This is a genomic window from Caballeronia sp. KNU42 (assembly GCF_053760385.1).
On the sequence record NZ_CM132388.1, the window covers coordinates 2,908,993 to 2,920,081 of the forward strand.

At 59.2% G+C, this 11,089-nt stretch carries 12 protein-coding genes; all 12 read right to left on the reverse strand.

The window, feature by feature from the left end:
• Window positions 1–90: 90 nt before the first annotated feature.
• The 12 genes from ACSOSP_RS13065 to ACSOSP_RS13120 all read right to left on the reverse strand — a co-directional run bounded on the left by ACSOSP_RS13065 (window position 91) and on the right by ACSOSP_RS13120 (window position 11,083).
• On the reverse strand, window positions 91–516 hold the full coding sequence (locus ACSOSP_RS13065) for a F0F1 ATP synthase subunit epsilon (RefSeq protein ID WP_455307235.1): 426 nt from the start codon (window positions 514–516) through the stop codon (window positions 91–93).
• A 51-nt stretch (window positions 517–567) separates the two neighbouring features.
• Complete coding sequence (gene atpD / locus ACSOSP_RS13070) at window positions 568–1,962, reverse strand: F0F1 ATP synthase subunit beta (protein WP_455307237.1); 1,395 nt, start codon at window positions 1,960–1,962, stop codon at window positions 568–570.
• 66 nt (window positions 1,963–2,028) lie between these two features.
• Window positions 2,029–2,931: a F0F1 ATP synthase subunit gamma gene (gene atpG, locus ACSOSP_RS13075; RefSeq protein ID WP_455307239.1), complete on the reverse strand. Its 903-nt coding sequence runs from the start codon at window positions 2,929–2,931 to the stop codon at window positions 2,029–2,031.
• A 136-nt stretch (window positions 2,932–3,067) separates the two neighbouring features.
• Complete coding sequence (gene atpA, locus ACSOSP_RS13080; protein WP_455307241.1) at window positions 3,068–4,609, reverse strand: F0F1 ATP synthase subunit alpha; 1,542 nt, start codon at window positions 4,607–4,609, stop codon at window positions 3,068–3,070.
• A 48-nt stretch (window positions 4,610–4,657) separates the two neighbouring features.
• A complete protein-coding gene (locus tag ACSOSP_RS13085) occupies window positions 4,658–5,197 on the reverse strand; it encodes a F0F1 ATP synthase subunit delta (RefSeq protein ID WP_455307243.1) in 540 nt (179 codons plus the stop codon).
• Window positions 5,198–5,199: 2 nt separating this feature from the next.
• Window positions 5,200–5,670: a F0F1 ATP synthase subunit B gene (locus ACSOSP_RS13090; RefSeq protein ID WP_050382343.1), complete on the reverse strand. Its 471-nt coding sequence runs from the start codon at window positions 5,668–5,670 to the stop codon at window positions 5,200–5,202.
• A 137-nt stretch (window positions 5,671–5,807) separates the two neighbouring features.
• Window positions 5,808–6,080 (reverse strand): F0F1 ATP synthase subunit C, encoded by a 273-nt coding sequence (gene atpE, locus ACSOSP_RS13095; protein WP_031364235.1) that lies wholly within the window; start codon window positions 6,078–6,080, stop codon window positions 5,808–5,810.
• A gap of 144 nt (window positions 6,081–6,224) precedes the next feature.
• Entirely contained in the window at window positions 6,225–7,076 is an 852-nt protein-coding gene (gene atpB, locus ACSOSP_RS13100; RefSeq protein ID WP_455307245.1) for a F0F1 ATP synthase subunit A, read from the reverse strand.
• 195 nt (window positions 7,077–7,271) lie between these two features.
• On the reverse strand, window positions 7,272–7,886 hold the full coding sequence (locus ACSOSP_RS13105) for an ATP synthase subunit I (RefSeq protein WP_455307247.1): 615 nt from the start codon (window positions 7,884–7,886) through the stop codon (window positions 7,272–7,274).
• 313 nt (window positions 7,887–8,199) lie between these two features.
• The gene (locus ACSOSP_RS13110; protein ID WP_455307249.1) at window positions 8,200–9,339 is read right to left on the reverse strand and encodes an SLC13 family permease; all 1,140 of its coding nucleotides are present in this window, start codon (window positions 9,337–9,339) and stop codon (window positions 8,200–8,202) included.
• A 6-nt stretch (window positions 9,340–9,345) separates the two neighbouring features.
• Window positions 9,346–10,275 (reverse strand): ParB/RepB/Spo0J family partition protein, encoded by a 930-nt coding sequence (locus ACSOSP_RS13115; RefSeq protein WP_455307251.1) that lies wholly within the window; start codon window positions 10,273–10,275, stop codon window positions 9,346–9,348.
• A gap of 37 nt (window positions 10,276–10,312) precedes the next feature.
• Entirely contained in the window at window positions 10,313–11,083 is a 771-nt protein-coding gene (locus tag ACSOSP_RS13120) for a ParA family protein (RefSeq protein WP_455310947.1), read from the reverse strand.
• Window positions 11,084–11,089: the final 6 nt, after the last annotated feature.

Below are 11,089 nucleotides of genomic sequence, written 5' to 3' on the forward strand. Positions count from 1 at the left end.
CGCGGAAGCGCGACGGCCTCACGCTTTCTGAGGTCAATAAAAAAAGCAGCCCGAAGGCTGCTTTTTCATCTCGCCAGACTCGCGAAACGCTTAGTGATTTCCGCGCAGTTTCCGCAGCCGCTGAATCGCCGCGATCTGAGCCGTCGCGTACGCCAATTCCGCTTGCGCGGTCGCGTACTCGAGGTTCGAACCCGTGTTCTGCAGCGCTTCCTCAGCGTGCTTCTTCGCTTCCAGCGCCTTCGCTTCATCGAGATCCTGGCCACGGATCGCGGTATCGGCCAGAACCGTCACCACGCCCGGCTGAATCTCGAGAATTCCGCCCGCGACGAACACGAACTCTTCGTCACCGTTCTCCGCTTCGATACGCACCGCACCCGGACGAATCCGTGTGATGAGCGGCGTGTGGCCCGGCAGAATGCCGAGTTCACCCGCTTCGCCCGGCAGTGCGACGAACTTCGCCCGGCCCGAGAAGATCTGCTCTTCCGCGCTGACGACGTCTACTTGAATAGTTGCCATATCGACTCCAATAGGGCGCGGTTTTTCTACAATTCTCGCGCCCGGCCAGCTTTACTGAATCTTCTTGGCCTTTTCGAAGGCTTCGTCGATCGTGCCGACCATGTAGAACGCCTGCTCCGGCAGATGATCGCACTCACCGCCCACGATCATCTTGAAGCCGCGGATGGTTTCCTTCAGCGGCACGTACTTGCCCGGCGAGCCCGTGAAGACTTCCGCGACGTGGAACGGCTGCGACAGGAAACGCTGGATCTTACGAGCGCGCGCCACGGCGAGCTTGTCTTCCGGCGCGAGTTCGTCCATGCCCAGAATCGCGATAATGTCGCGCAATTCCTTGTAGCGCTGCAGCGTTTGCTGCACGCCACGCGTGATGTTGTAGTGCTCTTCGCCAATCACGTTCGGGTCGATCTGGCGCGAGGTCGAATCGAGCGGATCCACAGCCGGATAAATACCCAGCGAAGCGATATCACGCGACAACACGACGGTTGCGTCCAAGTGACCGAACGTGGTCGCCGGCGACGGGTCGGTCAAGTCATCGGCAGGAACGTACACGGCTTGCACCGAGGTGATCGAGCCGGTTTTCGTCGACGTGATCCGTTCTTGCAGACGGCCCATTTCTTCAGCGAGAGTAGGCTGATAACCCACTGCCGACGGCATACGTCCCAAGAGAGCCGACACTTCCGTACCAGCCAGCGTGAAACGGTAGATGTTGTCCACGAAGAACAGCACGTCCAGACCTTCGTCGCGGAAATGCTCGGCCATCGTCAGGCCGGTCAGCGCCACGCGCAGACGGTTGCCCGGCGGCTCGTTCATCTGGCCGTACACCAGCGCGACCTTGTCCAGAACGTTCGAATCCTTCATTTCATGATAGAAGTCGTTCCCTTCGCGGGTACGCTCGCCCACACCGGCGAACACGGAATAACCACCGTGTTCCTTGGCGATGTTGTTGATCAGTTCCATCATGTTCACGGTCTTGCCCACACCGGCGCCACCGAACAAACCAACCTTACCGCCCTTCGCAAACGGGCAGATCAAGTCAATCACCTTGATGCCGGTTTCGAGCAGTTCAGTAGACGGCGACAGATCTTCGAACTTCGGCGCTTTCTGGTGAATCCCGCGCGTCACGTCCGAGTTGATCGGGCCAGCTTCGTCGATCGGACGACCCAGCACGTCCATGATGCGGCCAAGCGTCGGCTTGCCGACCGGCACGCTGATCGGCTTACCGGTGTTCTTCACCACCGTGCCGCGGCGCAATCCATCGGATGCACCCAGGCAAATGGTACGGACCACGCCGTCGCCCAGCTGTTGCTGGACTTCGAGCGTCAGTTCCGAGCCTTCCAAAACGAGCGCGTCGTAGATTTTCGGCATGTCGGCGCGCGGGAATTCCACGTCGATAACCGCGCCGATGCACTGTACGATCTTGCCTTCTACCAAAGCAGTAGTACTCATCGCATTTCCTTTAGATACTTGATTCTTCACTCGCGCGACAGGCGCAGTTCGATTCGACGCTCACGATCAACCGACCGCTGCAGCGCCACCGACGATTTCTGACAATTCCTTCGTAATCGATGCTTGCCGGCTCTTGTTGTACACGAGCTGCAATTCGCCGATCACGGTCTTCGCGTTATCCGAAGCAGCCTTCATGGCGACCATGCGAGCCGATTGCTCCGATGCCATGTTTTCCGCCACTGCCTGATACACGAGCGCTTCGACATAACGCACGAGCAGTTCGTCGACGACCGTCTGCGCATCCGGCTCGTAGATGTAATCCCACGAAGTCTTCGGCGTAACCGGTTCGCTGTTTTTATCCAGACCGTCCTGGCGCGCGAAATCGCTTGCCGACAAAGGCAGCAATTGTTCGATCACGGCTTCCTGCTTCATCGTGTTGACGAAGCGGGTGAACGCCAGATAAACCGCACTGATCTTGCCTTCCGAATACAGATCGAGCTGAACCTTGATCGCGCCGATCAGCTTTTCCAGATGCGGCGTGTCGCCCAGATGCGTGACTTGCGACACGGTCTTGGCCTTCAGCCGGTTCAGGAAGCCCAGACCCTTGCTGCCGATCGCCGATGCTTCGATCGTCTGGCCTTTCTGCTCGAGCTCCTTGAACTTCAGGAGCGCCGCGCGCAGCACGTTCGTGTTCATGCCGCCGCACAGACCTTTATCGGTCGTGACGAGGATCATGCCGGCCGCTTTCGCGCCCTTGTTCTCAACCATGAACGGATGGCGATACTCAGGCGTGGCAGCGCTCATATGAGCCGCGACGTCGCGGATCTTGTCGGCATACGGGCGAGCAGCGCGCATGCGCTCCTGCGCGCGGCGCATTTTCGACGCAGCCACCATTTCCATCGCCTTGGTGATCTTGCGCGTGTTTTGCACGCTCTTGATCTTGCCGCGAATTTCCTTCATTCCAGCCATTGCTTACTCCTTTGTCGGTCCGAGTTAGCGCTTAAGCGCTTACTCGGGGCCCATGCAAAGCTATCGAAGTGGCGCGGGATGCTTCATTGGTTCCGAAAGCGGCCCGCGCCGCTTCAAAGTTCGACCAATACGAGGATCAGTAAGCGCCCGACTTCTTGAAGTCCTTCAGCGCGGCATGCAATGCGCCTTCGTCGTCCTTCGACAAGTCTTTGTTCTGTTCGATGCGATTGATCAAGTCCGTTTGCTTCGTCTTCAAGTAGTCGCGAAGACCCTTTTCAAACGGCAGCACCTGAGCCACTTCGAGATCGTCGAGGTAACCGTTGTTCGCGGCAAACAGCGCGATCGCCAGTTCCCACACCTGCAGCGGCTGATATTGCGGCTGCTTGAGCAATTCCGTCACGCGACGACCGCGCTCGAGTTGCTTACGCGTCGCTTCGTCCAGATCCGATGCGAACTGCGAGAACGCGGCCAATTCACGATACTGCGCCAAGTCGGTACGAATACCGCCGGACAGCTTCTTGATGACCTTGGTCTGCGCTGCACCGCCGACTCGCGACACGGACACGCCTGCGTTAATAGCAGGACGGATACCGGCGTTGAACAAGTCGGTTTCCAGGAAGATCTGGCCGTCGGTAATCGAGATCACGTTCGTCGGAACGAATGCGGTCACGTCGCCGGCTTGCGTTTCAATGACCGGCAGTGCCGTCAGCGAACCGCTCTTGCCTTTCACTTCGCCGTTCGTGAACTTCTCAACGTAGTCTTCCGACACGCGAGCAGCACGTTCGAGCAAACGCGAGTGCAGATAGAACACGTCGCCCGGATACGCTTCGCGGCCCGGCGGACGGCGCAGCAGCAGCGAAATCTGACGATACGCCCATGCTTGCTTGGTCAAATCGTCATACACGATCAGCGCGTCTTGACCGCGATCGCGGAAGTATTCGCCCATCGTGCAGCCGGCGTACGGTGCGAGGTATTGCATCGCAGCCGATTCCGAAGCCGAAGCCGCGACCACGACCGTGTATTCCATCGCGCCGCTTTCTTCCAGCTTGCGCACCACGTTCATGATCGACGAAGCTTTCTGACCGATCGCGACATAAATACAGAAGAGGTTCTTGCCCTTCTGGTTGATGATCGCGTCAATGGCCACAGCCGTCTTGCCGCACTGGCGGTCGCCAATGATCAGCTCGCGCTGGCCACGGCCAACCGGCACCATGGCGTCGATGGACTTCAGACCCGTTTGAACCGGCTCCGACACGCCCTTGCGCCAGATCACGCCCGGTGCAATCTTTTCGACAGCGTCGGTCAGCTTTGCGTTGACCGGACCCTTACCGTCGATAGGCACGCCCAGTGCGTCGACCACACGGCCGAGCAGTTCCGGACCTACCGGCACTTCGAGAATGCGGCCCGTCGTCTTGACGATGTCGCCTTCCGAAATGTGTTCGTATTCGCCCAAAATCACGGCGCCAACCGAATCGCGCTCGAGGTTCAGCGCGAGGCCGAAGGTGTTGCCCGGGAATTCGAGCATTTCGCCCTGCATCACGTCCGACAAACCGTGAATACGCACGATACCGTCGGTCACGGAAATCACAGTGCCTTGGTTGCGAACATCGGCGCTCGCTTCCAGACCCTGGATCCGGCTCTTGATCAGCTCGCTGATCTCAGAGGGATTGAGTTGCATTAGTCACTCCTGATAGTCAATTCTTAACCGCGCCGGCGCAAAAGCGCGTCAGGCGGACAGCGCCGTCTGCATGCCGGCAAGGCGCGCGCGGACCGAGGTATCCAGTACTTCGTCGCCTACCGTCACGCGAACACCGCCAATCAGCGACTTATCGACTTCAACAGTAGGTTTCAGCTTGCAGTGGAACTTGCGTTCGAGATTCGCGATAAGGTCGGTCAACTGTGCGCCTTCCAGCGGGAACGCGCTGACAATTAGCGCATCAGCCGCACCTTCACGGGAATTCTTCAGCTCGTCGAACTGCACGGCAATTTCAGGCATCAGCGTCAGCCGGTGGTTGTCCACCAGCATCCGCACCAGGTTCTTGGCTTCCGGCTGCTTCGCGATCGGCGATTTCACCGCCGCCAGCAACAGGTCGCTGACCTGGTCGCGGCTCACTTTCGGGCTCGTCGCGATGGACAGCACTTCAGGCAAACGCGCAACCTGAGCCAGCTCCTCGACGAAGTCAGACCAGGCGGCGAGCTCACCCGCTTCGGCCACGCGGAATACGGCTTCTGCGTACGGTCGGGCGATGGTTGCAAGTTCGGCCATGATCAGAGCTCGGTTTTGAGTTGATTCAGCATCTCGGCGTGAACCGATTGATCGACTTCGCGCTTCAGGATCTGCTCGGCGCCCTTCACGGCCAATGCCGCGACTTCGCCGCGCAATGCTTCGCGCGCTTTGACGACTTGCTGGTCTGCGTCGGCTTTCGCTTGCGCAATGATGCGCGCGGCTTCGGCCTGGGCGTTAGCCTTGATTTCGTCGGCGACTGCGACTGCGCGCTTTTCAGCATCCGCAATGCGCTGCTGGCCGTCGTTGCGGGCTTGCGCGAGTTCCTGGTCGACGCGCTTATGTGCGGCTTCGAGTTCGGCCTTGCCCTTTTCGGCGGCTGACAAGCCGTCGGCGATCTTCTTCGAGCGCTCATCCAGGGCGTTGATCAACGGCGGCCACACGAACTTCATCGTGAACCACGCGAGGATCAGAAACACGACCATTTGCGCAAACAGGGTTGCGTTGAGATTCACGGTGTTTCCTTAAACGTTGCTAATCCGGAGAGTGAAACGGCAAGGCGCCTGATCGAAGCTTGCATCGATTAAGCGCCGTTGCACGTTCCGTCCTGCGCCCGTAGCGTGAAAGCCCGAGCGCACACTTCCGAGGAACCTCAGCCTGCGACGAGCTTCGACAGCAGCGGGTTCGCGAACGCAAACAGCATTGCCACACCAACGCCAATCAGGAACGCCGCGTCGATCAGACCAGCCAAGAGGAACATCTTGGTTTGCAGCGGGTTCATCAGTTCCGGCTGGCGAGCGCACGCTTCAATGTACTTGCCGCCCATCAGGCCGATACCGATACAGGCGCCGATTGCACCCAGGCCGATGATGATGCCGATACCGATGGCGGTCAGACCCTGGATGTTGGCGATGAAAGCGTTCATGACTACTCCTATGTGAAAAAGACTTTGGAACTTAGATTTATAAAATTGAAACTCGATGCGATTCTGCTGATTTTTGGTTCGCCGCTGCAATGTTCTGCAGCGTTTTACCGAACTACTGTGAGCCTTCCCTGCTTAGTGCGAGTCTTAGTGCGCGTCATGCGCCTGGCCGAGATACACCAGCGTCAGCATCATGAAAATAAACGCCTGCAGCAGCACGATCAGAATGTGGAAGATCGCCCAAACCGTCCCTGCCACCACGTGGCCCAAAAAGCCGAGCACAGAGGCGTCCGCGCCGAAGTGCCACATGCTGCCGAGCAACGCGATCAGCAGGAACAACAGCTCGCCTGCGTACATGTTGCCGAACAGCCGCATGCCGAGGGAAACCGTCTTGGCGACGAACTCGATGATGTTGAGTGCAAGGTTCGGGATCCACAGCAGCGGATGCGCGCCGAACGGAGCGGACAGCAGTTCGTGAACGAAACCGCCTGCGCCCTTGATCTTGAAGTTGTAGTAGATCATCAGCACGAACACGCCGATAGCGATGCCGAGCGTACCGTTTAGATCGGCCGTCGGGACAATGCGCATATGCGGGAACGTCTCCGACAGACCCAGCCAGCCGATCACGCGCGTAGGCAGATCAACCGGGATGAAGTCGAGCGAGTTCATAAGTGCGACCCATACGAACACCGTAAGGGCGAGCGGGGCGATGAAACGGCGGCTGCCGTGGACCATCGACTTCGACTGGTCCTCCACCATCTCGACCAGCATCTCGATTGCGCACTGGAAGCGGCCCGGCACGCCGGAGGTCGCTTTGCGGGCCGCGAGGCCGAGAATCACGATGGTGACGACGCCGCAAAGAATCGACCAGAACAACGTGTCGAGATTCCAGACGTGGATGTCAAAAATCGACGTCTGCGGCGACGTGGAAAGATTCTGCAAGTGGTGCGCGATGTACTCCGACGGATCCATCGCGTGCGTTCCTTCGCTAGCTGCCATAACTTTAAAGCCACCCAAATTGTCGAAAATCTTCCGCCGCCCGTGTGGTCCTCGAGTCGCCATTCGATGGGCGATTCGCAGGGCACGAGCCCGCATGCAGGAGAAGCACTCCGCACGTATTAATTTGCACTGATACCGTTGGACCGTCACTTACCTGGCACGTCATGCCTGCGAGGTACGCTGTTGTCGTGCGCCTTATTTCCAAGCCATCGCGATCCAGTACGTCTTCAACGCGATGAGGTACGTCACCAGCAACGGCACCCACAGTACGCCTTTGAAACCGTACGCGATCGCCGCGAACATGGCGATGGTCGCGCCCATCTTGATTGCTTCGCCGATCACCCAGCTTGCGACGGTTTGAGCGCCGCTCTTCGCTTTCAGACGTGCTGCGAACAATCCGCTTGGCACCCAGCAAATCGCTCCCCCGAGGAACGCCGATAGCGCTACGGCGCTCGGCGCGGAGGCACCCGGTGGACTGTAGAACAGCCACCATGCCAACGTCGCACACAGGGACAAAACCATTTGCGCCGCCACGACCTTGAACGGCGTGACACGCGATGGACGACTCACTCCGGGACCAAACAGCGTCTCCGCCTCTGCCCGCGTAAGCGGAACAGTCTTGTTATCTTGCGCTTCAGCGTCCCACGAATCGTCGAATGGATGATCCGACGGGCGGTGTGACTGACCGGAAGAAGATGAAGTGCTCGACATTGAACCGGACGGCATGTGTCCGGTCAAATCAGCGGCATGGCGTAATTCGCGCCCATCTTGCCCGCCTTTCGGCGCTCGATCCTGCTCTCGCACCGCCATCACACATCTCACTAAAGTCAGTTACAGCCTGCGCATTTACCGCTCGTTCATGGCTGGATTCAACCACATACTTACGTTGCGCTTTCGGGGTCGCCAAGCTGATAAATCCGGGGGATTGTAAGCGATTGTTGTCACAGATTCAATAGCTTAGGCCCATCAAAAAACAACCGGACGAGCCTTAAAAATACGTCTCCGAAAGGAGATTTCGCTTGTATGGACAACGAGTTTGTTTCACGCGGGATGAGCGATGGTTTCACGTCGCTTTTCAGCAGGACACGAATTGCAGCGCGTGCGCCGCACCATTTTCTTTTGATTAAACGAGCCAGGCTCCGACAGCCGCTGCGACAATCCAGAATGGAATCGAGATGAGGTGAAACGGGCCCCACATGCCGCGCTCACCCGATAGCCGAACGGCAATCAGATTTGCAAGCGAACCGATCGCTATGCCGAAGCCACCCACGCTCACGCCGAACGCCAACGCCCGCCAGTCTTTCGAAAACTCCGCGAGCATGATCGCTGCCGGAACGTTGCTGATTCCCTGCGATAACACGGCGCCGGCTGCATAAGCCTTGAGTGGCGAATCGAGGCCGAGGCTTGCTATTGCGTGATGCACCGAAGGCAACGCCGCCACGCTGCGCAGCACGATGAACATCAGCACGAAGATCAGCAACAGCAACCAGTCGATCTTGAGCACGACCTGACGTCGCCACAACAGGAAACCCAGTGCGACAGCGGCGAGACCAATGCCGGCGTAATGCGCGTCGGCGAGAACCACGAACGCGATGAACGCAATGCCCGCTACCGTGCAAAGAGGGATATCGACGGAATGAGATTCTGTATCGCCGGAAAGATCGAGCGGCTTGTTGTGGAACATCACGGCGGCCAGCGCGTAAAGCATCGCCATGAGCGCCGCGCACAACGGCAGCAACGCCCACACGAAACGGCCGAAAGACACGCCGCTCGTCTGCCAGAGGAACAGGTTTTGAGGGTTGCCTAGCGGCGTCAGGATCGACCCGGCATTCACCGCGATCGCGATGAAGATCACCAGCCGCTTGATAGGAAGCGGCGCGAGTTTGTGCAGCGACAAAGTCAAAGGCACGACGGCGAACAGCGCGACGTCGTTGGTGAGCAAGGTCGAGAGTATTGCGGCGAGACCGATCAGCAGAAACGCGAGGCCGCGTTCACCGTGAATCCGATGCACAACGCGGTGCGCCATCCACATGAGGAAGCCCGACAGCTCCACCGCCTTGGTCAGCATCAGCAAGCCGGCAAGCGTCAGCACCGTCTGCCAATCGATCAACCCGGGCAGCGACGCCCACGGCTTGGGATGCAGGACTTGCAGCGCGATGAGCGCGACAACCAGGATCGCCAGGACGGGTTCTTTGGTGACAAGCGCCCAGGCTTTGGACACCAGACTCTGTTGGGCGGGCTGCGCTTGCGCGGGCGACTGCATCGCGGCTTATGCCTGCACTGCGGACGCGTTGTCCGGGGTTGTCGCTTTGCCATTGACGGCGCCCGTGCGCAACCGTCCCAAAATACCTTCGAGCGCATCGAGATCGCCGAAATCAATCTGCAACTTGCCGCGCCCTCGCCCGCCCATCTTGATCTTCACGTTCGCCGACAGCAGGTCGGACAATTCCTCTTCGAGCCGGCGCGTGTCGCGGCCGCCATCGTTCGCAGCGCGCGCTTTTGTCGCAGGCGCTTCCTTCGTCGTCGATGAAACCAGCTTCTCGGTTTCACGCACCGACATGCGCCTGTTCACCACCTGGTTGGCCAACTGGATCTGCGTGGCGGCATCGACGGCGAGCAGCGCGCGGGCATGGCCCATGTCGAGATCGCCCGCGAGCAGCATGGTTTGAACCGGCGTAGCCAGGTTCAGCAGGCGCAGCAAATTTGATACGGCGCTACGCGAGCGCCCGACCGATTCGGCTGCCTGTTCGTGCGTGAAATCGAATTCATCGAGCAAACGCTGGATGCCCTGCGCTTCTTCCAGCGGATTCAGATCCTCACGCTGGATGTTTTCGATCAGCGCCATGGCCGCAGCGGCCTGATCCGGCACGTTCTTCACCAGCACCGGCACTTCTTCCAGCCCAGCCAATTTGGCCGCACGGAAACGCCGCTCGCCAGCGATGATTTCGTAGCGGTCATCGCCAATCGAACGCACGAGGATTGGCTGCATCACGCCTTGCGCACGGATGCTGGCTGCCAGTTCCTGCAGCGCGCCTTCGTCCATTCGGGTACGCGGCTGATACTTGCCGGCTTGCATGACGTCGAGGCGCAGAACGCTCGGCAGGCCTTCGCTGCGCACAGCCTCGGTGATATCCGAGCTTCCGCCCAGAAGGGCTTCCAGACCGCGCCCAAGGCCCTTCTTCTTCATCGTTGCGTTCATCTTGCTTCCTCGTTCTGCCATCTTGACGCTGTGTCCGTTAAAGCGCGCGCACGCGCTCGATCATTTCCGTACCGAACTGGATATACGCCTGCGCGCCACGCGATGCCCGGTCGAATACGACACCCGGCAAACCGTAGCTGGGCGCTTCCGCCAGACGGACGTTGCGGGGAATGACGACGTCGAAGAGCTTGTCGCCGAAATGCTGTTTCAGTTGATCCGATACCTGTTGCTGCAACGTAATGCGCGGATCGAACATGACGCGCAACAATCCGATCACCTTCAGGTCACGGTTGAGATTCGCGTGAACCTGCTTGATCGTGTTGACCAGATCGGACAGACCTTCGAGCGCGAAATACTCGCACTGCATGGGGATGACCACGCCGTGGGCGGCGCACAAACCGTTCAACGTAAGCAACGACAATGCCGGCGGGCAATCGATGAGGATGAAATCGTATTCGGTTTCGACTTCAGTCAAAGCCTTGCGCAATACGCGTTCGCGGTTTTCCACGCCGACCAGTTCCACCTCTGCGCCCGCCAGTTCGCGGTTGGCCGGCAAGACGTCGTAGCCGACCGCGTCCGTACGAGTACGCGCTTCGAGCACCGTCACCCCGTTGACCAACACGTCGTACACCGTGTTCTCGACCGCGGCTTTGTCGACGCCGCTTCCCATGGTGGCGTTGCCCTGCGGGTCCAGGTCGATCAGCAAGACACGCTGGTCGAGCGCCGCCAGACTCGCCGCGAGGTTGACTGCTGTCGTCGTCTTTCCGACGCCGCCCTTCTGGTTCGCGACGCAGAAGATTTTTGCCATCGTGAT

Excerpts from the sequence above, each read along its gene's own strand:
- ACSOSP_RS13065 (WP_455307235.1), bottom strand. The coding sequence starts at position 516 with ATGGCAACTATTCAAGTAGACGTCGTCAGCGCGGAAGAGCAGATCTTC.
- atpD (WP_455307237.1), bottom strand. The coding sequence starts at position 1,962 with ATGAGTACTACTGCTTTGGTAGAAGGCAAGATCGTACAGTGCATCGGC.
- atpG (WP_455307239.1), bottom strand. The coding sequence starts at position 2,931 with ATGGCTGGAATGAAGGAAATTCGCGGCAAGATCAAGAGCGTGCAAAAC.
- atpA (WP_455307241.1), bottom strand. The coding sequence starts at position 4,609 with ATGCAACTCAATCCCTCTGAGATCAGCGAGCTGATCAAGAGCCGGATC.
- ACSOSP_RS13085 (WP_455307243.1), bottom strand. The coding sequence starts at position 5,197 with ATGGCCGAACTTGCAACCATCGCCCGACCGTACGCAGAAGCCGTATTC.
- atpE (WP_031364235.1), bottom strand. The coding sequence starts at position 6,080 with ATGAACGCTTTCATCGCCAACATCCAGGGTCTGACCGCCATCGGTATC.
- atpB (WP_455307245.1), bottom strand. The coding sequence starts at position 7,076 with ATGGCAGCTAGCGAAGGAACGCACGCGATGGATCCGTCGGAGTACATC.
- ACSOSP_RS13105 (WP_455307247.1), bottom strand. The coding sequence starts at position 7,886 with ATGGCGGTGCGAGAGCAGGATCGAGCGCCGAAAGGCGGGCAAGATGGG.
- ACSOSP_RS13110 (WP_455307249.1), bottom strand. The coding sequence starts at position 9,339 with ATGCAGTCGCCCGCGCAAGCGCAGCCCGCCCAACAGAGTCTGGTGTCC.
- ACSOSP_RS13115 (WP_455307251.1), bottom strand. The coding sequence starts at position 10,275 with ATGAACGCAACGATGAAGAAGAAGGGCCTTGGGCGCGGTCTGGAAGCC.
- ACSOSP_RS13120 (WP_455310947.1), bottom strand. The coding sequence starts at position 11,083 with ATGGCAAAAATCTTCTGCGTCGCGAACCAGAAGGGCGGCGTCGGAAAG.